A 22,599-nucleotide genomic window follows, 5' to 3' on the forward strand; every position below is an offset into this window, starting at 1 on the left:
CAGGCATGCAATGCAAGCCCAAGATCTCATCGCGCCACCTTGTAGCCCACCGCTTCGCGGTCCCAGGTGTCGGGAGAGATACCGCGTTCGCGCAACTTGAACTTCTGGATCTTGCCGCTCTCAGTGGCAGGCAGGCGCACCATGTATTCAACATAGCGCGGCACCGCGAAGTACGCCATCCGCGTCTCGCAAAAGCGCATCAGCTCGATCTCGTCCAATGCCACGCCCTCGCGCAGGACGATCGCGGCCATGACCTCGTCCTCGGCCAGTTCGCTGCGCACTGGAAACACCGCAGCTACTTCGATCTGCGGGTGACTCAACAGCACCTGCTCCACCTCGTAAGACGAAATGTTCTCGCCTCGTCGCCGTATGGCGTCCTTCAGCCGGTCGATGAAGCGGAAATAGCCGCGCTCGTCACAACTGACGCGGTCGCCGGTGTGGAACCAAAGGTTGCGCCACGCTTCCACTGTCTTGTCGGCCATGCCGAAATAGCCGGTTGCGAAAGAGAAGGGTTCCTTGGCGCGCAGGATCAACTCGCCCTGCTCGCCAGCAGGCACTTCATTGTCCTGATCGTCCACGACGCGGGCCTCGAACCCGTCGCGGACCTTTCCCATCGTGCCCAACACCTGCTCGTCAAGCGTGGCACCGATCACGAAGTTGGTCTCGGTTGATCCGTAGCCCTCAAGAAGATGCAAACCGAAGCGGGCCACAAACTCGGCCTGGAATTGCTCGGGCACACCGGGTGCCAGCGCGATGCGTACGCCGTGCGCGCGATCCTGGGGTCCGGGCTGCCGCGCCAGAAGAATCGGCACCATGGCGCCCAATACGTACGTCACCGTTGCGTGGTGATTCGCCAGCGCCTCCCAAAAAGCCGAAGCCGAGAAGCGCTTTTCCACCACCAGCGTCGAGCCGGTCAGCAACGCCTGGAAAAATGCGTTGAGTGCGTTGGTGTGAAAGAGCGGCAGCGTGGTGTGCAGAACTTCCTTTTCGCCCAGTCCAAGCAGGCGCGCACTGTGCACGCCCCACCAGAAGTACTGCGCATGCGGACAGCAGACGCCCTTGGACAAACCGGTGGTGCCCGACGTATACAGGATGGCGAGCATGTCGCCAGGTCGCACCGGCGCGGCGTCCGCGCCGACACCGTCCGCGTGAGGAAAGGGTTGTACGTGGCTTCGCGCTGGTTCAGAGCTTGCGCCAATCAGCCAGACGCGCTCCAGGGGCAACGGCTCACCTTCCAACTGGTTGACCGCCGCCCAACCCTCCGGCTCAGACACCAGCAGCCGCGCCCCAGAGTTGGTGAGGACGTGACGCAGCTGTACGCCGCGCGCCGCGACATTGATCGGCACTGTGACGGCGCCGATCCAAGCGCAACCCAGCAGGGTCTGCATGAATTCCGCCCGGTTGGTGCAGATCAGTGCAACACGATCTCCTGCGGCAATTCCGGCTGCGCGCAATTTCTCGCCATACGCAGCCGCCATGCGCACCGCGTCGCGGTAGCTCCAGCGCTGATCACCAAGCACCAGCAGCGCGCGATCGCCATGGCGCTCTGCCTGACGCTGCAACATCGTGGGCAGCGTGCGGTCGGCGGCTGAAAAAAGTGCGACGAGGTCGCCGTCCGGCGCCGCGTGAGAGGGGGACGTCTGATGCATGGCTCAGGGAAAAAGGCAGATGTTGCCGAAGGCCGCATCGCTGTTGACCAGGTCGACTCGCTTCATCGCGATGCGCAGCCCATCCGGCGTGCTCACCAGCTCGTGCGTGGCCCATCCTGCCAACAACGTCTGAGCGTCCTGCCTCGTTTCAACGTAGTGGAACGCGGTGCGCACCTGGTAGCGACCGGAGTCGGGCGACATTTCCACCACGTCGGGTTGCTGCAACAGGTGATGACAGCGGCTCGGCGGCTGTTGCGAGTAGGTACGCGCGCCGGCGAGGCGCTCCACCCGGATGCGCAGCAGCAGCTTGTCCTCGTGCATCAAGGAGGTGTGCAGCCTGGCGTCTGTCTGACCGGGCACGAGTGGCATCCAGTACACGCCATCCTCGGCAAACAGGTCAAGCCACTCGTCGAAGCGCGCTTCATCCAACAGCCGTGCTTCGGCGTACACAAACTTGGCCAGCACCTGTTCGTTGACCGGCGCAACGGCCATGGCGGCGGCGGTCATGCGTGCACCTCCGGCGTCATGAAGCGAACCCAGGCGCGAAACTGGTTGCGCATCTGGCGCTCGCTTGTGCCGTTGACCACGGCTTCCGGCGTGTCGGCCTCATTGGCTTCCGCGAGACGCGCCACGTTGATCCAGTCGCGACCCTTGGCATGCAAGGCCTGCTGGGCGCGTTCGTACATTTCGAGGTCATCGTGGCCTACGACGGAGGTCGGTGCGTTGATCAGCCGGTTGTACATGCAGGTGCGCGCCAGCAGTTCGTCGGGCGCACCGACCAGCCGAAAGGTCCACGATTCGACCAGGGTCCGGTCTGCAGCCATCGGCTTGAAGATCCGCAAGGTCTGGATAGGCCCTTTCACCATGATATTCGGGAAGTACACCGTGTTGTGGCGCACATCACCCATGATCGCCTGCGCCCGGTCTTCGCCGTACGCGGCCACCATCTGCTCCCAGTAGCCGGGCACGGGCGAATAGGCGGCATGGATGGAATCCGAGACGCCGGTGTGCCCATGGCCGTTGTCCCAGACGCGAATGCCCATCTTCTCGAAGAACTCGTAAGGGCTCATGAAGGGCGCGAACTGCTCCACCGCCATGGGCTTGGGCGTGCCTTCAGGCGCGCGGTTCCAGACGGCGACCGCCGTGCCCGCCGATGACTCGTGCGCCACCATGGGATGGCAGGTGTCGGTCTGGTTGTCGACCAGCATCTTCCAGTTGCACTGGTGCATGTAGCGCAGCACCCCGCCAGCGACCTCCAGGCGGCCTTCGGGCGAACGGTCCACCATGTTGTCGATGGTGGACAGTGAGCCGCCAAAGTAGTCCTCGAACGAAATGCCCTCGGTGGCGAGCCGACAGAACACGAAGTCGCGGTAGACGTGCACAGCGCCGGCCGTAGCCATGCCGCTCTTGGCTTCGCAATCCTCAAAGCCGGTGTCTTCGTAACCCTTGCGCAGCGGCAGCGAGAGCAGCGCGCCGTCCGTCTTGAAGGTCCAGGCGTGGTAGGGGCATCGGAAGAATTTGCCGGTGTTGCCACAAGCGCCGCCCGCGACTTTCACGCCCTTGTGAGGACAGCGGTTCACCAGCACACGCACGCTCTGGTCGCTGTGACGCACCATGACCACGGGCTCGGTGCCTACGGTTGTAGTGAAGTAGTCGCCCGGTTGCGGCACCTGGCTGGCGTGGCCCACGTAGATCCAGGCGTTGACGAAGAGCTGTTCCATCTCAAGCTCAAACAGCTCGTCGTCGATATACAGATCCTTGTGCACCTCACCGGGTCTGACCAAGGCCCTGATGGCCGCCGCATTCTCGCGATATTTGCTCATCCTCGGCTCCTTCCGTTCTACAGATCGAGCACCAGTCGCGCGCCCTTGGCGCGCGACACACATGCCTGCATGACGTTGCCCTCGGCACGCTCGCGCGCCGTGAGCACGTAGTCCCGGTGATCGATCTCCCCTTCCAGCACGGCGACGGCGCAGACGCCGCATTCGCCGCGCTGGCAATCGAACATGGGGTCAAGTCCGTTGGCGATCAGCACGTCCAGCACGCTCTTGTCGGCAGGCACGGTGAACGTGCGTCCGCTCTGCGCCAGCACCAATTCGAAGGCATGGTCCCCCGACGGTGCGGCCGGTGCCGAGAACAGTTCGAAATGAATGCGCTCGCGGGGCCAGCCGCGCTGAGCCGCTTCGGCCAGCACCGCGTCCAGCATGGGCTGTGGGCCACAGACGTACAGATGGTCGTGCGGCCCACCCTGCGCCAGGACGGTGACGGCCGAGAGCGGCGCGCCCGCTTCGGCGTCCACGTGCAATTGAAGATGCTCGCCCAGCATCTGCCGCAGTTCGTCTGCAAACGCAGCCAGATCGCGCGATCGCACGGCGTAGTGCATGCGCACGGGGCGGCGCTGCGCGTGCAAGCGCGTCGCCATGCTGACGAGCGGGGTAACACCAATGCCTCCGGCGATCAGGACAGCCGCGCCATCGTGCGCGTGGATCGCAAAGTCGTTGCGTGGCGGCTGGATGTCCAGCGTGGCGCCTGGCCGCAGCTCGTGCATGAACGCCGAACCCCCGCGTCCGGCAGGGTCGCGGCGTACGGCGATGCGGTAGGAGACAGGCGCCTTGGGGGCCCCGTCGTCCGTGTCGATCAGCGAATACTCGCGCCACTCGTCCTGATCCTTCACGCGCACCCGCACGTGTGCACCCGCTTCAAAAGCAGGCAGTGCCAGACCTTCGGCAGGCACCAACGTGAACTCACGGATTTCGGGGTGCAGCACCCGAACATTCGAGACGGTGACGCGCAACGTATCCATCAGAACCTCTTGCCAGAAAGAGGGCGCTGATCGCTGGCGGCGCCATGGAAAGCCGACCCAGCAGCGGATGCACCCCAGCCACCGCCATCCATGGTCCCCCGGGCACGCCACGCCAAGCGCCGAGATGGCCAAAAACCGCCTGATCCGAGAAACCGCGCTGTCAGCATCGAGTTCTTCATTGAGCGAATCAATCAGGTTTAAATTGATTCAAATGGATGGAGTTGACTCAGTGTAAGCTCCTTCGATTCCATCGGGAACCCTAGGACTTACCCCAGTCCGTTGGCCCATGTCTGGGCGGTTCATTTGCACATGCCAAGCTCCGAAAGATCTCCCGTTTCGTCCTTCGTGGACGACTACCTGCCTGCGCTGCTGGCGCTGGCCAGCCATTTCATTTCGGACGAGTTCCACCGTGTCGTGCTTGCGCAGGACCTGACGGTGAACGAATGGCGCGTGCTGGCCTGTCTGGCCGATGGCAATCTCATGTCCACTGGCGAGCTGGCGCGGGTCTCGCTCACCACCCAGCCCACCGTCACCCGGGTGATCGACCGGCTGGCGGCACGCGGCGAAGTGCGCCGCGTCGACGATGACAGCGACCGACGGCTGACGTTGGTGCAAATCACCCCGGCGGGTGCGCGCATCGTCAAGCGCCTCGCTGCCTTGGCACGTGAACACGAGGCACGGGTGCTGGCCCCCATGGGTCCGCAGCGCGCGGCCGACCTGAAGGACGCGCTGCGGCAGCTGGTGTCCGAACACGCCCCCGGGACCTTGTCGTCCGCGCTGCGCGCAGCGCCCCCCGGGCGCGGTCGACGGGCGCTTCGCTGACGCGCACACGCCACGCACTCTGGTTACGATAGGGCACCGCGCAAGCCGCGCCACCCGGCGAGGGGCGCTTCCCGGAAGTCGAGGAGAACCACCGTGCTCTACAAATTCAAGTCCCAGGCCACCGCCGACGTAATCATGCTGCGCGACAGCGCCGAAGAAATCCTGCGCATCGTGGGCAAGGACGCCGGCCCGACCGGCATCATCACCGTGGCCCAGATCCCAGGCGCCGTGGCCGCCTTGCGCGCCGAGATTCAGCGGCGCGAAACCGCAGCGCCCGGCCAGCATGCGCCCGACGATGTGGCCCAGCAGGTCAGTGGCGACGCGCCCGAACAGGCGTCTGACGAGCCGATCTCGCTGCGCCGCCGCGCGGCGCCTTTCATCGAGATGCTGGAGCGCAGCGCCGCCGACGGCAAAGACGTGGTCTGGGGCGTCTGATCGACCCTTGAGGGCCGACTGGCTGGGAGGCCGGTCGGAGCGGGCCGCCTGCTCGCCCATCGACCGTTTTCAACGCTGCAACTGCTATGCTTTGAGTAGCTGCTCGCGCAATCGACTGTAGGGCTGCAGGCACTTTTTCTCTAAATTTTGCCTATCGAGGGCGGCCCACCCATCAGCTGATCGACGACGGCCTGACAGGCCTCTCCCTCGCGGACACCCAGGGCCTCGGCCAAGGCGTTGGCGTGACCGACCACGCCATCGGCCAAGGTGCTGCGCGCTTCGCCAATGCGTGCGCTCGTGTGGAGCACCGCGCAGGCAGCGATGCCGTGGCCCTGCAGGAACGGCAACGCCGCCAGACCGGCCGCATCCAGGCCGATGCCCGCATCGTTGAAGATCGCCAGCAGCGGGCGGGCCGCCAGCGCGTACTGCGCCGAACTGATGCCGCCATGCGAGCCGCTGACCGCCACACAGCCCGCGTCGGCGCCGGGCTGGAGCTCGGTGATGGAATCGACGACGCGCAGGGTGGGCCTCATGGCGCGTGACGATAGCAAAAAGAAAGCCGCGCGAGGCGGACGCACTCGCGCGGCGATCGGGTGAGCGACGCGGTCGATCAGTCGGCGTACTGGCCGGCGGACTTGATCACCGGGCCCCACTTGGCCACTTCCGACAGCACGAATTTCTTGTGCTCTGCCGAGTTGGCCCGCGCATCGTTGACCACGATCGCGCCCAGGCTTTCCTCGCTCTTGACGAACTGCGGGTCCTTCAGGGCGACCTTCAGCGCGTCGTTGATCGTCTTGACCACGGCGGCCGGCGTGCCCTTGGGCGCGTACAGGCCGTGCCAGATCGACACGTTGAAGCCCTTCAGACCGGCTTCGTCCAGCGTCGGCAGGTCTTTGTAGACGGCGGGCTGCGTCAGGCGCTTGGGCGTGGTGACGGCGTAAGCCTTGATCTTCTTGGCCTCGACCTGGCTGGTGGTGTTGGTGGTCTGGTCGCACATGATGTCGACCTGGCCGCCCATCAGGTCGGTCATGGCGGGCGCCGTGCCCTTGTACGGCACGGTCGTCATTTCGGTCTTGAGCGCCTGCTGGAACATCAGGCCGCACAGGTGCGAGGCCGAACCCAGGCCCGCGTTGGCCAGGTTGATCTTGCCCTTGTTCTGGGCGATCCAGTCGGCCAGTTCCTTGTAGTTGTTGGCGGGCAGGGTCGGCTTGCCCACCACCACCATCGGCACCTCGTTGATCAGGCCAGCGAACTCGAATTCGTCCACCACGTAAGGCAGCTTGCGGTACAGGGCCGGCGTGGTGGCCATGCCGACGTGCGTCACCAGCAGGGTGTAGCCGTCGGGCTGGGCGCGGAAGGCCTTGGCGGTGCCGATGGAGCTGCCGGCGCCGGCAGCGTTGTCGACCACGATGGTCGCGCCATTCAGCGGCTTGCGCAGCGCCTCGGCCAGGTCGCGCGCGACCTTGTCGGTGGGGCCGCCAGCGGCGAACGGCACGATGATGGTGATGGTCTTGCCAGCTGCCGGGAACGACTGGGCCTGGGCGCCCAGCGCCAGAACGGCGGCGCCGGCGGCCATGGATAGCTTGAACAGTGCGGACATCGAATACTCCTGTGAAGCGTTGAAATCGGAAAAACGGTCGATCCTACCCAGTCACAACGCGCTGACCATCCGGGCATCTACGGGGAAAACACCGATTTTTCGGCGGATTCGCCATCTTCAATGGCTTTGTTGACGCAAAACAAGTCTGCGCCGGTACCGACCGCGCCGCATTGCGGCGCCGTCATTCGTAACTGCGCGCGTCCTCGATCACCTTGCCGTCGTTCGGCAGGCTGCCGAGGGAGACCACTTCGACATCGCCGCGCAGCTTGGTGACGTCGCGAATGGCGTCGCCCACACGCTGGGCCAGGCCCTCTGCCGCGGCCGATTCGACGCGCAGGGTCATCCTATCGTCCGCCATGGCGCCGCTCACCACCAGGCGCGCACGCGCGATCTCCGGGAAGCGCTTGACGATTTCGGCCACTTGGCCCGGGTGCACGAACATGCCCCGGATCTTGGTGGTCTGGTCGGCACGTCCCATCCAACCCTTGATGCGGGTATTGGTGCGGCCCGTGGGGCAGGCGCCCGGCAGAATGGCCGACAGGTCGCCGGTGCCGAAGCGGATCAGCGGGTAGTCGGGGTTGAACACGGTGACGACCACCTCGCCTACCTCGCCCTCGGGCAGCACGTCGCCGGTACCGGGGCGCACGATCTCGACCAGCACGCCTTCGTCCAGCACCAGGCCTTCGCGCGCAGCGGTTTCGTAGGCGATCAGGCCGACGTCGGCGGTGGCGTAGCTCTGGAAGGCGGCCACGCCGCGCTCGGCGAACCAGTCGCGCAGCGAGGGCGGGCAGGCTTCACCACTCACCATGGCCTTGCTCAGGCTGCGCACATCGGCGCCGGCCTCAGCGGCTTTTTCCAGCAGGATGCGCAGGAAGCTGGGCGTGCCCATGTAGCCCGCGGGACGCAGTTCGGCGATGGCCTGCAACTGCTGTTCGGTCTGGCCGGTGCCGGCCGGGAACACGGTGCAGCCGACGGCGCGCGCGCCGCTTTCCATGATGAAGGCGCCGGGCGTCATGTGGTAGCTGAAGGCGTTGTGCGCCAGCTCGCCCGCGCGAAAGCCGGCCGCAAACAGCGCGCGCCCGGTGCGCCAGTAGTCGGCGGCGACGCCTTCGGGTTCGTAGATCGGGCCGGGGCTGGCGAACACGCGCTGCATCAGCGCGCCGTAGGTGGTCGTGGCGAAGCCGCCGAACGCATCTTTGCCCGCGGCGCGGCTGGCCTGCTGGCGCGCCAGCAATTCGCTCTTGCGCGTGACCGGCAGCCGCGCCAGCGCGGCGCCCGTGGTCACGGCGCCCGCATCCACGCCCTGCAGGATCTGCGCGAACGCCGGGCTGTGCTGCTGGGCGCGCGCAATGTGGGCGGGCAGCGCCGCCAGCAGCGCAGCGTCGCGTTCGGCGGGCGCGCGCGTTTCAAGGGCGTCAAAAAACTCTGCACTCATGACACATGCACCTTGTCGATTACTCTTGATTTGATAGCTGTCCGCGCTTATTGCACTAGGGCCAGAACAATAAAAGACTTCAAATCAGGCTACCGCCCGACGCACCCACCCCGCCAGCAAACGCCGTGCGCGGACCTGCGCCGCGCACTGGCGCTGTCCCTCCTCCCGAAGCGCGCAGCGCGAAGAGAGAGGAGGGAAGGCGCCGCAGGCGCCTCAGGGAGGTGGACCGAATCACGCCAACCAGCGCTTGCGGCGCTTGTAGCTCTTGACGTCCTTGAAGCTCTTGCGCTCGCCGCCGCCTACGCCCAGATAGAACTCCTTGACATCCTCGTTGCTGGCCAGATCGCTGGCGCGCCCGTCCATCACGATGCGGCCGCTTTCCATGATGTAGCCATAGTCGGCGTACTTCAGCGCCATGTTGGTGTTCTGCTCGGCCAGCAGGAAGGTGACCTTTTCCTTTTGGTTCAGGTCCTTGACGATGTTGAACACCTCTTCCACGATCTGCGGCGCCAGGCCCATCGAGGGCTCGTCCAGCAGCACCATGTTCGGGTTGGTCATGATCGCCCGGCCAATGGCGCACATCTGCTGCTCGCCGCCCGAGGTGTAGGCCGCCTGGCTGGTGCGGCGCGTCTTCAGGCGGGGGAAATAGTTGTAGACCTTTTCCAGGTTCGCCGCGATCTCGCCGCGGTCGCTGCGCGTGTAGGCGCCGGTCATCAGGTTTTCCTCGATGGTCAGGTGCGCAAAGCAGTGGCGCCCCTCCATCACCTGCACCACGCCGCGTTTGACCAGGTCGGCGGGACTCAGGTTTTCGATGCGCTCGCCCTTGTACTCGATGGTGCCTTTGGTGACTTCGCCGCGCTCGCCCTTGAGCAGGTTAGACACCGCGCGCAGCGTGGTCGTCTTGCCGGCGCCGTTGCCGCCCAGGATGGCGACGATGCCGCCTTCGGGCACGCTAAGCGAGACGCCCTTGAGCACCAGGATGACGTGGTTGTAGATCACCTCGATGCCGTTGACCACGAGCAGCGGCGCACCGGCGGCGGGCGTTGAAGGGGCAGCGAGGGCGGGTTCGTCGGTCGTCATGCGGGCTCCGTGGGGCCGGGCGTAAATCTCGAATCTGGCGCGGGGGCGACGTGGCGCCAATGCGACGCCACGTCGTGCGGCGCGGGGACCACTAGGCCACCCGCGCCGGTCACCTGCATCAGTTGCAGGTGCGCACCTTCACGTTCTTCTCTTTGGCGTACTTGTCACCGTACTCCTTGACCAGCGGGTCGACCATGGACTTGTCGGCCTGGTACCAGTCGGAGACCACCTTGAACTTGCTGCCGTCCCACTGCGCGATGCGCGCCCAATCGGTGCCCAGGTGGTTGTCGCAGCTGGTCTTGATGGGGCGGATGATCTTGCCGAAGCCCAGCTCGTTCAGGCGCTCCTGCGTCAGGTTCAGGTTCTCCAGGCCCCAGCGCACCTGCTCGGGCGTCATGACCTTGCCCTTGCCGTACTTCTCCTGCGCGGTGCGGATGGCTTCGACCTGCAGCATCGAGATCATCATGCCGCGCGTGTGCGCGATCTGGCCCAGCTCCTTGGCGTCCTTGGCCGTGCCCTGGCCCTTGTCGTAGACCTGGGCCTTGACTTCGTCGTGCACCTTGTCGCGGTCGGCGGAGTTGTGGATGGTGACGGTGTTGTAGCCCTTGGCACCCGCGCCAATGTCCTTGACGTCGTGGTCGGAGCCGGCCCACCACACGGCGTAGATCTTCTCGCGCGGGTAGTTGGTGGCCTGCGCCTCGCGCACGGCGGCGGGCGTCATCACGCCGGCCGACCACAGCAGCACGTAGTCGGGGCGGTTCTGGCGAATCTGCAGCCAGGTGGACTTTTGTTCCACGCCGGGCGCGGTCACGGGCAGCTTGATCAGCTCAAAACCGTCTTTGGCGGCGCGCTTTTCCAGCAGCGGGATGGGCTCCTTGCCGTAGGGCGAGTCGTGGTAGACCAGCGCGATTTTCTTTCCCTTGAGGTTGCCTTTTTCCTTCTTCAGGATGTCCTGAATCATCGAATCGGCGGCGGTCCAGTAGTTGCCCAGCATGGGGAAGTTCCACTCGAACACGCGGCCATCGGCCGACTGCGACAGGCCGTAGCCCATGGTCACCAGCGGCATCTTGTCGCCAGGCGCCTTGTCGGTCACGGCGAAGGTGATGCCGGTCGATTGCGGGTCAAAGCCGGCAGCACCGCCGCCCTTGCCCTTCAAGCGCTCGTAGCATTCGACACCCTTGGCGGTGTCGTACGCCGTCTCGCATTCTTCGTACGAAATCTTCACGCCGTTGACGCCGCCCTTGGCGTTGACCAGCTTCAGGTAGTCCTGCTTGCCGTCGGCCCATGGGATGCCCAGCGGGGCAAATTGACCGGTGCGGTACACCAGCAGCGGCACAAACTGTTCCTGCGCCTGCGCCATCGGCGCGAACGCACCCGCGAAGGCCGCGGTAGCCAGGGCAATGCACTTGAGTTTCATGGTTTGTCTCCTTGGGTTTCGACGGGTGGTGAATGACAGGGAAGGAAAGGATTCAACGTGACGAGCGAGGGCGCGGGCGTCAGGGTTAGTGCGGTGTTCAGTGCGGGAAAGGCCACATGCGCAGCTTCTGGCGCGCGGTGGACCACAGCCGCGCCAGGCCATGCGGCTCGACGATCAGGAAGAACACGATCAGCGCACCGAAGATCATGTGTTCCAGGTAGGTGGCCGTCGCCGTGGACAGCGGCAGGCCCAGCCAGTGCGGCACGTAGTTCAGCAGCAGTGGCAGCAGCACGAAGAAGGCGGCACCAAAGATGCTGCCGACGATGGAGCCCAGGCCGCCGATGATGATCATGAACAGCAGCTGGAACGAGCGGTCGATGCTGAACGCCGCCGGCTCCCACGCGCCCAGGTGCACGAAGGCCCACAGCGCGCCAGCGACGCCGACGATGAAGCTGCTGACCCCGAAGGCGCTGAGCTTGGCGTACATCGGGCGGATGCCGATGACCGCGGCCGCCACGTCCATGTCGCGGATGGCCATCCATTCGCGGCCGATGGCGCTGCGCACCAGGTTTTTCGCACCCAGGCCGATCACGCACAGGATCGACAGGCACAGCAGGTACTTTTCCATCGGCGTGTCGATCTGCCACCCGGCGATCGACAGGGGGCCGGCGCTGACCGAACCGGACGACGAGTCGTTGGTGACCCACTTGGCACGGCTGGTCAGCCAGTCCATGAAGAACTGCGCCGCCAGCGTGGCCACCGCCAGGTACAAGCCGCGGATGCGCAGGCTGGGCAGCCCGAACACCATGCCGAACACCATGGCCACCAGACCGCCGCCCAGCAGCGACACCAGCAGCGGCATGCCTTCAAAGCGCACCTGCAGGTTGTAGGCGGCGTAGGCGCCCACGGCCATGAAGGCGCCCGTGCCCAGCGAGATCTGGCCGCAGTAGCCGACCAGGATGTTCAGCCCCAGCGCGCCCAGCGACATGATCAGAAACGGGATCAGCACCGCCTGGTAGGTGTAGTCGCTGGCGAACAGCGGCACAACCAGAAACGCCGCCGCGATGATCAGCAGCACGGCCACCCGGTCCTGCGCGATGGCGAAGATCTGCTGGTCGGCGCGGTAGCTCGTCTTGAACTGGCCGTTTTCGCGGTAGAACATGTCGTTTCAGCTAAAAATCAAGGGTTGGTCGGTGCTGGGCAATCGCAGGCAGCTATGAAATCAATAGCTCAAACGCGGTCGATGATCTTTTCACCGAACAAACCCTGCGGACGCACCAGCAGCAGACACAGCGCCAGGCCGTAGGCGAACCAGGTCTCGATGCCGCCACCGACCAAGGGGCCAAGGTAGACCTCGGACAGCTTCTCGCCCACGCCGATGATCAGGCCGCCGATGATGGCGCCGGGCAGCGATGTCAGCCCGCCCAAAATCACCACCGGCAGCGCCTTGAGCGCGACCAGCGACAGCGAGAACTGCACGCCGAGCTTGCTGCCCCAGATGATGCCGACCACCAGCGCCACCACACCGGCCACCGACCACACGATGACCCACATGCGCGACAGCGGAATGCCGATCGACTGCGCCGCCTGGTGGTCGTCGGCCACCGCGCGCAGCGCGCGGCCGGTGCGGGTGAACTGGAAGAACGCCGTCAGCGCGGCGACCAGCGCCGCCGCAATGCCGGCCGCGTACAGGTCTTCCTGGCTGACCAGCACACCGCCGTCGAACAGGTTGTTCAGGATGAAGATCGGGTCCTTGGGCATGCCCACGTCGATCTTGTAGACCGCGCTGCCGAACACCAGCGGACCAAAGCCGTCCAGCAAATACGCGATGCCCAGCGTGGCCATCAGCAGCGTGATCGGCTCCTGATTCACCAGATGGCGCAACGCCAGCCGCTCGATCAACCAAGCCACGCCGACCATGATGGCGATGCTGACGGCGATGGCCAGCGCCACCGTCACCGCGCCGGGCTCCATATTCAGCCAGCCCGGAATCCATTCCGAAAAGCGCGCCATCGCCAGCGCCGCGAACAGCACCATCGCACCCTGCGCAAAGTTGAACACCCCCGAGGCCTTGAAGATCAGCACGAAGCCCAGCGCCACCAGCGCGTAGAGCATCCCGGTCATCAGCCCACCCAGCAGGGTTTCCAGAAAAAATCCCATTCAGATCACCTGCTCTTGTTGTTCCAGGCGCGCGCGAAGCGCCGTGAAAGCCCCCACACGTCTGCATGTCCCGCAACCCGTGGCCGCGCCAGCCGGCCACCCCAGCGAACGCCGTGTGCGGACCTGCGCCGCACACCGGCGTTGTCCCCCCTCCCGAAGCGCGCAGCGCGCAGAGAGAGGGGAGAAGGCGCGCAGCGCCACAGGGGGGTGTTCATCAGTGCTCCGTGCCCAGGTACGCCCGGATCACGTCTTCGTTGTTGCGCACCTCGTGCGGCGTGCCGTCACCGATCTTCTTGCCGTAGTCCAGCACCACGACGCGGTCGCTGATGTCCATGACCACGCCCATGTCGTGCTCGATCAGCACGATGGTGGTGCCGAATTCGTCGTTCACGTCGAGGATGAAGCGGCTCATGTCCTGCTTTTCCTCGACGTTCATGCCGGCCATCGGCTCGTCGAGCAGCAGCACCTGCGGCTCCATCGCCAGCGCGCGGCCCAGGTCAACGCGCTTTTGCAGGCCGTAGGGCAGCTGGCCCACGGGCGTCTTGCGGTGCGCCTGGATTTCGAGAAAGTCGATGATGCGTTCGACAAACTCGCGGTGGCGGATCTCTTCGCGCTCGGCCGGGCCGATGCGCAGCGCCTGCAGCAGCAGGTTGCTTTTGATCTTCAGGTTGCGCCCGGACATGATGTTGTCCAGCACGCTCATGCCCTTGAACAAGGCCAGGTTCTGGAAGGTGCGCGCCACGCCCATTTCGGCCACCTGGCGGCTGTTCATGTGGCTGAAGGTTTGGCCGCGGAACGTGATGCTGCCTTCGCTGGGCACATACACGCCGTTGATGCAGTTGAGCATCGACGACTTGCCCGCGCCGTTGGGGCCGATGATGGCGCGGATCTCGTGCTCGCGCACGTTGAAGCTGATGTCGGTCAGCGCCTTCACGCCGCCGAAGCGCAGGCTGATGTTCTGGATGTCCAGAATCACGTCGCCGATTTTCTTGATGCCAGATTCGGCTTCGGCGCTAGAACCATCAGCGCTATCAGCTACCATTTCAGGAGCAACCGTATTCATGCCGCGCTCCTCACCGCCGGGTAGGTCTTGGCGTCCAGCATCTTCAGCGTGGCGCTCACCTTGCCGGTGCGCCCGTCTTCGAACTTGACCGCGGTTTCGATGAACTGCTCAGGCCGCCCGCCGTACAGCGCATCGACCAGCACGCCGTATTTCTCGGCCACGAAGCCGCGGCGCACCTTGCGCGTGCGGGTCAGTTCATCGTCGTCCGGGTCCAGCTCCTTGTGCAGCACCAAAAAGCGCTTGATCTGCGTGTCGGCCATGCCGTCTTCGCTGGCCAGGTCGGCGTTCACCTGCTCGACGCATTCGGTCATCATCTTCAGCACTTCGGGCTTGGCGGCCAGATCGACGTAACCGGCGTAGGGCAGGCCCTGGCGTTCCGCCCAGTTGCCGACGGCTTCAAAATCGATGTTGAGGAAGGCGCAGACGTTGTCCTTGCCGTGCCCGAAGCACACCGCTTCCTTGATCTGCGGGAAGAACTTGAGCTTGTTCTCGATGTAGTTGGGCGCGAACATGGCGCCGCCGGCCAGCTTGCCCACGTCCTTGGCGCGGTCGATGATGCGCAGGTGGCCATCGGCGTCCAGAACGCCGGCGTCACCGGTCTTGAAATAGCCGTTCTCGTCGATCACCTCGGCCGTGGCGTCGGGGCGCTTGTAGTACTCCTTGAGCACCGACACGCCCTTGACCAGAACTTCGCCGTTGTCGGCGATCTTCAGTTCGATGCCGGGCGCGGCCTGGCCAACGCTGTTGAGCTTGACGTGGCCGTTCTGCTGGATGCAGACGTAGGCGCAGGTTTCGGTCTGGCCATACAGCTGCTTCAGGTTCACGCCGATTGAGCGGAAGAAGCGGAACAAATCCGGCCCGATGGCCGCGCCTGCCGTGTAGGCCACGCGGATGCGCGACAAGCCCATGGCGTTCTTCAGCGGGCCGTAGATCAGCACGTTGCCCAGGCCATACATCAGCCGGTCGCCAATGCCCACCGACTTGCCGTCCAGGATGTCGGAGCCCACGCGGCGCGCCACATCCATGAACTTGCGGTGCAGCCACTGCTTGCTCTTGGCGGCGTCTTCCATGCGGATCGACACCGAGGTCAGCATGCCTTCAAACACGCGCGGCGGGGCGAAGTAGTACGTTGGCCCGATTTCGCGCATGTCGATGTTGATCGTCTCGCTCGACTCCGGGCAGTTGATGGTGAAGCCCGCCACCAGCCACTGCGCCAGCGAAAACAGATGGTCGCCCACCCAGGCTGGCGGCAGGTAGGAGAGCACGTCGTCGCGGCTGTTCAGCCCGTCGGTCTGCACGCCGCCTTCGGCCGAGCCGATGAAGCTGCGGTGCGTCTGGCAGACACCCTTGGGGCGCCCAGTGGTGCCCGAGGTGTAGAGGATGACGGACACGTCGTCCGGCTCGCCCGCGGCCAGCGCCTCGACGAAGAACTGCGGGTGCTGCTTCTCGTGCGCCTGGCCCAGGTCCATCAGCTCCTGCACGCTGATCAGGCCGGGCTGCGTGTAGTTGCGCAGGCCGCGCGGGTCGTCATAGACGATGTGCGTGAGGCCGGGCGCCTCGGCGCGCAGCTCCAGCATCTTGTCGACCTGTTCCTGGTTTTCGGCGAACACGAAGTGCACTTCCGCGTCCTGCAGCACGAAAGCCATCTCGGTCGCGACCGCGTCCTGGTACATCGGCACCGGCACGCCGCGCAGTGCCTGCACGGCCGGGAACATCAAATACAGGTGCGGACGGTTGTCGCCCACGATGGCCAGATTGTCACCGGCGGCGAAGCCCAGCGCGCGCAGGCCGCCAGCCATCCAGCGCACTTCGTCGAGCGCGCGCTGCCAGCTCCAGGTCTGCCAGATGCCGTATTCCTTTTCGCGCAGCGCCGGGTCGTTCGGCCGTTCGCTGGCGTGCTTTTGCAGCAGGCGGGGAAAGGTGGTCGCCATGGGCGATGTGTCTCCTGTGGCGAGGTGCTGGCACAGCCGCACCTACGAATTGAACCGGATGTTACGACTCTACTTTGACGTCAGGTTGTCATTTCAACGACAATTTGCGGTCCGTTTGACGGGGGTTTTCCCTCGCACTGTCCGCCCTGTCCGGCGTTTCAGATGGAACATTCCTGTGCGTTCGCCCCCCTAGAATGCGGCAACTTTTGACGCTGAAATGCAGTGCACCCGATGCACCGCACGCCAAGATTCAGGTGCCCACCCTCCATGCTCCGTCAGCTGCGCCTGCACGCTCTTCCTGTCATGTTGGCCTTGGTCGTCCCCTTCGGGGTTCGGAGCGCCGTGCTTTCCGTCTGCCCGCTGAAGGGTGCCACCGATGAGCCCAACAGGCGGACGCAACTGCTGGCGGAATCGCCTATGCAAAACTGGGCATTGAACCTGCACGATGGTGCACAACAACCTGGTGAAACCGCCTGCGCCAGCCTCCAACTGCCTGTGGATGCCAGCGCCGTACAGTGGAGCACCCTGCTCGCGTCGGACGACCCCCTGCTCACGGCTCACACACTGACCCTGCAGGGCACCGCCAGAGGCGCAGCATTTGACGTCAGCGAGGTTTTCACCAGCGGCGACGAGCCCCCTGAACCAGCCGACAGCAGTTCAGCACCATCAACAGGGCCTGTACCGGCATGGCAAGCCTTCGGCCGCGAAGAGCGTGCGCGCGTCCAATCAGATGGCCGGCTGGTGTGTGCTGCCGGTCAGGCACCGGCGGGTTTTTTCGCCCGACTGCCGCCTGCGTCGTCTCCAGGCGGTCAGCCCGTCTTGCAGGTCGTGGCTCGCGGACGTGGTCAGTTTCAGATAGGCATGTCCGATCCTGACCGGCTGGCGCGCGAATCACCCCTCGCGCTGGGAACGCTGTCCGCGAACAAGGATTGGCGCGTGCACGAACTTACGCCCCTGGCGCCCCAGGCGGAATGGACCGCCGTTTCCATCGCCTGCCCCAACGTCGAAGCGGAACTGGAGGTGCGCTCACTGGCACTGCACGCCGGTCGCCAGCAACGGGCTGCGTGGATGTGGTCACCGGCACTGTGGCAAAGCTCGCCAGACCAAATTTGGACGTGGGTCACGGCCCATCGCCTCAACACGGTGATGATCACGGTGCCAGTTCAGCAGGAACGGGTGGCCAACGCAGATGTACTACAGCGCTTCCTGATCGAGGCCACACGACGGAACGTAGCAGTCTGGGCAGTGGCAGGCGACCCGCGTGATGTCCTGCCATCCAGCCATGTGGCATTGCGCGCACGCTTGGCGGCGTACCGCGACTACAACCAGACAGCGGCCGCGAGTGCCCGGCTCGCGGGCGTGCAGTTGGACATCGAGCCTTACCTTCTGCCAGGCTACCGACTGAATCCCCGTGCCTGGCGCGACGCTTACCTGGGAACCGTTCAGGCTGCCCGTGAGGAGTTGGGCGCGGCGATCCCTTTGGACATGGTGGTGCCCGTCTGGTGGGGGACAGACAGACATTGGGGGCCTGGCTGGCTCGACGCCTTGGTTTCATCCGGCGTCAGCCTCACTGTCATGAACTATCGAACCAACGAGGCTGCCCTGATAAAGGGTGCCGCCCCGTTTCTGGACTGGGGAACGCGTTACCGCCGGCCGGTGACCATGGCGTTGGAGTTAGGCCCCATCCCCGACGAAACCCGACGGGCGTTTGCCCGCGGTCAAGGCCAGGGTGAGCTGTGGGCATTGGCCTTGGGACAACACACTGCGCTGATCCTGTTCAACCGACCTGTGGAAGGCTTAAAGGGGTCTGCGTGGCAATACCGGAACAGCCGAAATTTCTCTGGAACGCATGTGACTTTCGAACGGAAACCGGCTCAACTGCAGCAAAGTGTCGAGCATCTGCTGCCCACATGGGCGGCATGGGAGGGGTTTCGGGGCATCGCCATTCATGGTCTGGACGTGACACCAAAGTGAACTCAGCGCAAACCCCCCCTATTGCTACTGCCCATGTCATAATTTTTATTAATTCATTTTCAGTACTTCTCTTTTTGAAAATCAATGACTGATTTGGTGGCTCCGGACATTCTGATCGTCGAAGACGACTCCTTGGCCGCGGATCTGCTGAAATTCGTGCTGGAGCGCGACGGCTACCGGGTAGCGCATGTGTCGGACGGTCGGGCCGCACGCCGCGCGATCGAGACCCAGGTGCCACCGCGCTTGGCTGTGATCGACATCGACTTGCCTTACCACGATGGCTATGAGTTGATCCAGGCGATCCGGGTGCAGCCCGCTTGGCGTCACCTGCCGATCCTCATGATTTCGTCCCAGAATTCTGAACGCGACATCGCCCGCGCGCTTGACGAAGGCGCCGATGACTTCGTGGTCAAGCCATTTCAGATTGAGGTGCTGAAAGCACGGGTGCGGCTTCTACTGCGTCGCGGACGATGAAAGCGCTGGCCACTTCCGTCTTGACCTTCAGCCTGCTCGCGCTGGGTAGCCATGGCTATGCGGCGCCATCGACCGAGGGCACTGCAACGGAGCTGGAGTTTCAGGCGCGCGCCCGGCTCGCGCGACAGGCCGACGATCCAGCGGCCTTGGCCGATCTGGCACGCGCCCTCGCCTGGCAGGAGCGCTGGGACGAGGCTCAGGCTCTGTACGAGCGGCTGCTGAGAGCGACGCCCGACGATGCCGACCATCTGCTCGGGCTGGCGCAGATCTGGAAAGGCCGGGGGCACCCGGATCGGGCGCTGCCACTGCTTCGGCGCGCCCGAGCGCTGGCGCCCGACTATCAGGACGTGTGGCAGAGCGAGATTCAGGCCCTTTCGGCGTCTGGCCAGCCTGAGCAGGCGCGCAAATTGAAAGAGCTGGCGCACCAGCGCTTTCCAGACGCCGCCTGGGCGGCTGCGCCACCCACCTCAATGCGTCCGGCCACGACGGTCTCGGTGGACACCGAGTTCGCTCGACTGTCGGGCGCCCGTGGAGACCGGCGCGAACAGGTGCTACACGTTGTGCACCAGTGGCGCCCTCGCACCAACGTCTTTGGAGGCGTCATCCGGACCCAGCAATTGGGAACACTTGACCGTTACTTCTACGCTGGTACTACTCTCCCTTGGGGTCCCGGCAGCACCTTGCAACTGGAGCTAGGCGGCAGTTCGACCCACCATATCGCGCCGAAGCAGCGGCTCGGCGTGCAATGGCAGGTCCAACCTGGCAGCGGTTGGGATCTCGGTGTCGGCTGGCGACTTTCCCGGTACGACACTGCCACCGCTCGCCTTTGGCAACTGAGCGCCGACAGGTATTGGGGATCGCACCAATGGGGCTACACGGTCTATCTGGGTAGCGCGCGCGGAGCCAACGCGGTGTCACACAAACTCATGTGGACCTACCATCTGAGCGACCACGACCGCATCGGCATTTCCCTGAGCCATGGACATGAGATTGAAGCGGAAGGCGCGCGGCTGTCGCGCACCCAGGTTCGGTCCGCTTCTCTCTCCGGCCACCATCGGCTGACCGATGCGTGGGCTGCCACCTGGACGCTCGGCTGGCTCCAATACCAACCCGGCTACCTTCGCCGTGGCGCGCATGTGGGGCTTAGATATACCTTCTGACAGCACATCGTTGGTCTTCACGATCGCGATCGTGACCACGCTGGCAAGCTTGGTACTGCTGCTGCTGTGCGGGCTGGTCCAGATCCGGAAACGCCGCCAGATGTTGCGCGTCGCGGAAATCCATGCCCAGTGGCGACCGATCTTCCTGCACGCCATCGAGGGCGAGCGGTCCGAGTTACCCCGGGGCAAGGCGCAGCGCTCTGTGGTCGTGGTGCAGCTTTGGCTCCAGCTCGCGGAGCTGATCCGTGGTACCGCGCAAGCACGGCTGGCGGCGTTCGCTCACGACCTCGGGTTCGAGCACGCGGCCCTGCGCTGGCTTTCATCCCGCGCCCTGCGTCGTCGCATGCTGGGTGTGGCGGTGCTGGGCCTCATGCGTTCCCACGCAGGCATCGCGCCGCTGGCGCGGATGGTGCGCGACCCGGACCCGGTGCTGTCCGTGCTCGCCATGCGCAGCCTGCTGTTGATCGACGCCGCAGCACACCTGCGGCACTGCTTGCCCGATATCGCGATGCGTGAGGACTGGCCGCTGATCCGGGTGGCCGCGGTGCTGGCCGAACTGCCATCTGAAGTGGTTCATCCACTGTTTCGCAAGGCCTTGCAGGACCACCGTAGCAAGGGTTCAGTGCGCCTGCTTCAACTTCTGCAAACCGCACGGATTGAAGGGGACAAACCCACCCTGGAGCGCTTTCTCTTGCTGATCCAGCCGGCCGAAGTGCTGGTGGCCGCACTCAAGGCGACCCGGTCGCCCCAACTGGTGCGCGCGGTACGGGGCCTGATCGGGCACCCGAACGCGGAAGTTCGCACGCACGTTGCGATAGCGCTGGCGCGCATCGGCACGCGCGACGATGCGCTGCGCCTTGCACTCATGCTGTCCGATGAGTCGTGGGCTGTGCGCTACCAGGCGGCGGTCGCCCTGACGCGCTTGCCCAATCTGGCCCGCAGCCACCTCCGCTTGCTTCTGTCCGCCCTGGTGAACACGCAAGCCACCGCGATCATCAATCAGGCGCTGGCCGAACGCGACGCGCTGCGACGCTTCCGGACGACATGAGCATGTGGGAATGGGCGACCCACCCGGCATGGCACCACCTCTTCAACGTGGTGCAGTGGCTGTTCATCGCCTACGTGATGGCCCTGTTGTTGGCCAACCTGACACTGGCGGCCTTCGCCTGGCGCGCGGTGCGGCGTCATCGCGACACGCTCGAGTGGAACCTTCTGCCGCAAGCGCACGGCGAGTTCAACCTGCCGGTGAGCCTGCTGGTGCCCGCCTTCAACGAGGTGGCCGGCATCGCGGCCTCCGTCCGCTCGCTTCTGTTGCTGGAGTATCCACGCTACGAGATCCTGGTGATCAACGATGGTTCGACCGATGGCACGCTACCCGAACTCATTGAACATTTCGACCTCGTTCCATTCCCCGAGGTCAACCACCTGCGCATCCCATGCGCCACCATTCACGCCGTGTACCGCTCGCGCCGATACCCCAACCTGCGAGTGATAGACAAGCGCAACGGCGGCAAGGCGGATGCGCTGAACGCGGGTATCAATTGCGCAAATTACCCTCTCGTCTGCGCGGTCGATGGCGACTCGATCCTGCGGCGCGACGCACTGACGCGCGCCGTTAAGCCGTTCCTGGAAGACTCACGCACCATCGTTGCGGGCGCGTCGATTGGCATCGCCAACGGTTGCCGCATCAGCGGCGGCCAACTGGAGGCGGTGGACATCGGCACCAGCTTCTTCGCACGCATGCAGGTGTTGGAGTACCTGCGGGGCTTTTTGCTAGCGCGCATGGGCTGGTCCCCACTCAACGCCATCCTCATCGTTTCCGGCGCGTTTGGGGTGTTCAACAAGGAGGTAGTGGTGCGTGCCGGCGGCTACCGAACGCGCACTATCGGCGAGGACATGGAACTCATCGTGCGGCTTCACCACGACTTTCGCCGTGGCCGCACGCCCTACCGCATCGCCAGCGTGCCCGAGCCCTTGTGTTGGACCGAGGCGCCCGAGATCCTGTCGGTGCTGCGCAGTCAGCGCACGCGCTGGCAGCGCGGCCTGGCCGAAAGCCTGGCGCTGCACCGTTCTTTGGTGCTGGCCCCGCGCTCTGGCGCGGTGGGGTGGGCCGCACTGCCACACTACGTGGCGTTCGAGTTGGTGGGGCCGGTCATCGAGCTGGGCGGATCGGGGCTGCTGCTGATCGGCGCCGTGCTCGGCTGGGTGCACTGGCCGGCTTTTTTTGCCACCGTGTTCTTTGCCATGAGCGCTGGTGCCATGATCACGGCGCTGGCACTGCTGCTGGAAACCACCGCCACGGCGCTCTACCCGCGCCCGCGGCAGATCCTCCTGCTGGCCGCCTATAGCTGGCTTGAGAACCTCGGCTACCGGCAGTTGGTGGTTGTCTGGCGCATTCAGGGTCTGTGGCACTGGGCCCGCGGTGCTCAGCATCAATGGGGCACGATGACACGCCAGGCCGCCCTGGGCGACGTGACGCGGCCCGCCGATCTGCACGCGCTGTACGATCCGGAGGAGTTCGACGCTGAAAGCCTGCGGCGAGTGCAGGCCGCCATCGCGCGGACCCGGCGCATTTAAGTCCGCAGCACCCGACTCC

20 protein-coding genes are annotated in these 22,599 nt (G+C 64.9%); 7 read left to right on the plus strand and 13 right to left on the minus strand.

Features of this window, described 5'->3' with window-relative positions:
* Window positions 1-26: 26 nt before the first annotated feature.
* The 4 genes from FVQ98_RS09265 to FVQ98_RS09280 are packed head-to-tail and all read right to left on the minus strand — an operon-like array spanning window position 27 to window position 4,452.
* Window positions 27-1,649 (minus strand): ATP-dependent acyl-CoA ligase, encoded by a 1,623-nt coding sequence (locus tag FVQ98_RS09265; protein WP_147913150.1) that lies wholly within the window; start codon window positions 1,647-1,649, stop codon window positions 27-29.
* A gap of 3 nt (window positions 1,650-1,652) precedes the next feature.
* A complete protein-coding gene (locus FVQ98_RS09270) occupies window positions 1,653-2,156 on the minus strand; it encodes an aromatic-ring-hydroxylating dioxygenase subunit beta (protein ID WP_147913151.1) in 504 nt (167 codons plus the stop codon).
* The gene (locus tag FVQ98_RS09275) at window positions 2,153-3,472 is read right to left on the minus strand and encodes an aromatic ring-hydroxylating dioxygenase subunit alpha (RefSeq protein ID WP_147913152.1); all 1,320 of its coding nucleotides are present in this window, start codon (window positions 3,470-3,472) and stop codon (window positions 2,153-2,155) included. The genes FVQ98_RS09270 and FVQ98_RS09275 overlap by 4 nt, the downstream gene beginning before the upstream one ends.
* Window positions 3,473-3,489: 17 nt before the next feature.
* Window positions 3,490-4,452, minus strand: a complete 963-nt coding sequence (locus tag FVQ98_RS09280) for a PDR/VanB family oxidoreductase (RefSeq protein WP_147913153.1) — start codon at window positions 4,450-4,452, stop codon at window positions 3,490-3,492.
* A gap of 309 nt (window positions 4,453-4,761) precedes the next feature.
* Between FVQ98_RS09280 and FVQ98_RS09285 the strand changes: the two genes are divergently transcribed.
* Both FVQ98_RS09285 and FVQ98_RS09290 read left to right on the plus strand, forming a co-directional pair.
* Window positions 4,762-5,274 (plus strand): MarR family winged helix-turn-helix transcriptional regulator, encoded by a 513-nt coding sequence (locus FVQ98_RS09285; RefSeq protein ID WP_147913154.1) that lies wholly within the window; start codon window positions 4,762-4,764, stop codon window positions 5,272-5,274.
* 93 nt (window positions 5,275-5,367) lie between these two features.
* Window positions 5,368-5,709, plus strand: a complete 342-nt coding sequence (locus FVQ98_RS09290) for a DUF1840 domain-containing protein (RefSeq protein ID WP_147913155.1) — start codon at window positions 5,368-5,370, stop codon at window positions 5,707-5,709.
* A 140-nt stretch (window positions 5,710-5,849) separates the two neighbouring features.
* On the opposite strand, the gene FVQ98_RS09295 is transcribed toward FVQ98_RS09290, so the two are convergent.
* The 9 genes from FVQ98_RS09295 to FVQ98_RS09335 all read right to left on the minus strand — a co-directional run bounded on the left by FVQ98_RS09295 (window position 5,850) and on the right by FVQ98_RS09335 (window position 16,395).
* Entirely contained in the window at window positions 5,850-6,242 is a 393-nt protein-coding gene (locus FVQ98_RS09295) for a hypothetical protein (RefSeq protein WP_187265683.1), read from the minus strand.
* A 77-nt stretch (window positions 6,243-6,319) separates the two neighbouring features.
* A complete protein-coding gene (locus FVQ98_RS09300; protein WP_147913156.1) occupies window positions 6,320-7,309 on the minus strand; it encodes a tripartite tricarboxylate transporter substrate-binding protein in 990 nt (329 codons plus the stop codon).
* A 181-nt stretch (window positions 7,310-7,490) separates the two neighbouring features.
* On the minus strand, window positions 7,491-8,744 hold the full coding sequence (locus tag FVQ98_RS09305; RefSeq protein WP_147913157.1) for a phenylacetate--CoA ligase family protein: 1,254 nt from the start codon (window positions 8,742-8,744) through the stop codon (window positions 7,491-7,493).
* 231 nt (window positions 8,745-8,975) lie between these two features.
* Window positions 8,976-9,824: an ABC transporter ATP-binding protein gene (locus FVQ98_RS09310; RefSeq protein WP_147913158.1), complete on the minus strand. Its 849-nt coding sequence runs from the start codon at window positions 9,822-9,824 to the stop codon at window positions 8,976-8,978.
* Between the two features lie 118 nt (window positions 9,825-9,942).
* Window positions 9,943-11,241 carry an ABC transporter substrate-binding protein gene (locus FVQ98_RS09315; protein WP_147913159.1) on the minus strand — a complete coding sequence of 433 codons (1,299 nt, stop codon included), beginning with the start codon at window positions 11,239-11,241 and terminating at the stop codon, window positions 9,943-9,945.
* Window positions 11,242-11,338: 97 nt separating this feature from the next.
* Window positions 11,339-12,403 carry a branched-chain amino acid ABC transporter permease gene (locus FVQ98_RS09320; RefSeq protein ID WP_147913160.1) on the minus strand — a complete coding sequence of 355 codons (1,065 nt, stop codon included), beginning with the start codon at window positions 12,401-12,403 and terminating at the stop codon, window positions 11,339-11,341.
* A 68-nt stretch (window positions 12,404-12,471) separates the two neighbouring features.
* Window positions 12,472-13,401 carry a branched-chain amino acid ABC transporter permease gene (locus tag FVQ98_RS09325; RefSeq protein WP_147913161.1) on the minus strand — a complete coding sequence of 310 codons (930 nt, stop codon included), beginning with the start codon at window positions 13,399-13,401 and terminating at the stop codon, window positions 12,472-12,474.
* Window positions 13,402-13,615: 214 nt separating this feature from the next.
* Entirely contained in the window at window positions 13,616-14,443 is an 828-nt protein-coding gene (locus FVQ98_RS09330; protein ID WP_147913245.1) for an ABC transporter ATP-binding protein, read from the minus strand.
* Between the two features lie 17 nt (window positions 14,444-14,460).
* Complete coding sequence (locus tag FVQ98_RS09335) at window positions 14,461-16,395, minus strand: AMP-dependent synthetase/ligase (RefSeq protein WP_147913162.1); 1,935 nt, start codon at window positions 16,393-16,395, stop codon at window positions 14,461-14,463.
* Between the two features lie 267 nt (window positions 16,396-16,662).
* On the opposite strand from FVQ98_RS09335, the gene FVQ98_RS09340 reads away from it, so the two are divergent.
* The 5 genes from FVQ98_RS09340 to FVQ98_RS09360 all read left to right on the plus strand — a co-directional run bounded on the left by FVQ98_RS09340 (window position 16,663) and on the right by FVQ98_RS09360 (window position 22,580).
* Window positions 16,663-18,369, plus strand: coding sequence for a hypothetical protein (locus FVQ98_RS09340; protein ID WP_147913163.1), 1,707 nt, complete (start codon window positions 16,663-16,665; stop codon window positions 18,367-18,369).
* Window positions 18,370-18,453: 84 nt separating this feature from the next.
* Complete coding sequence (locus FVQ98_RS09345) at window positions 18,454-18,843, plus strand: response regulator (RefSeq protein WP_147913164.1); 390 nt, start codon at window positions 18,454-18,456, stop codon at window positions 18,841-18,843.
* A complete protein-coding gene (locus FVQ98_RS09350; protein ID WP_147913165.1) occupies window positions 18,840-20,003 on the plus strand; it encodes a YaiO family outer membrane beta-barrel protein in 1,164 nt (387 codons plus the stop codon). Before FVQ98_RS09345 ends, FVQ98_RS09350 begins: the two co-directional genes overlap by 4 nt.
* A gap of 10 nt (window positions 20,004-20,013) precedes the next feature.
* A complete protein-coding gene (locus tag FVQ98_RS09355) occupies window positions 20,014-21,051 on the plus strand; it encodes a HEAT repeat domain-containing protein (protein ID WP_187265684.1) in 1,038 nt (345 codons plus the stop codon).
* Window positions 21,048-22,580: a glycosyltransferase family 2 protein gene (locus FVQ98_RS09360; protein ID WP_147913167.1), complete on the plus strand. Its 1,533-nt coding sequence runs from the start codon at window positions 21,048-21,050 to the stop codon at window positions 22,578-22,580. The genes FVQ98_RS09355 and FVQ98_RS09360 overlap by 4 nt, the downstream gene beginning before the upstream one ends.
* Window positions 22,581-22,599: the final 19 nt, after the last annotated feature.

The sequence above is a fragment of the Ottowia flava genome (assembly GCF_008017535.1).
In the GTDB taxonomy this organism is placed as follows: Bacteria; Pseudomonadota; Gammaproteobacteria; order Burkholderiales; family Burkholderiaceae_C; genus Ottowia; species Ottowia flava.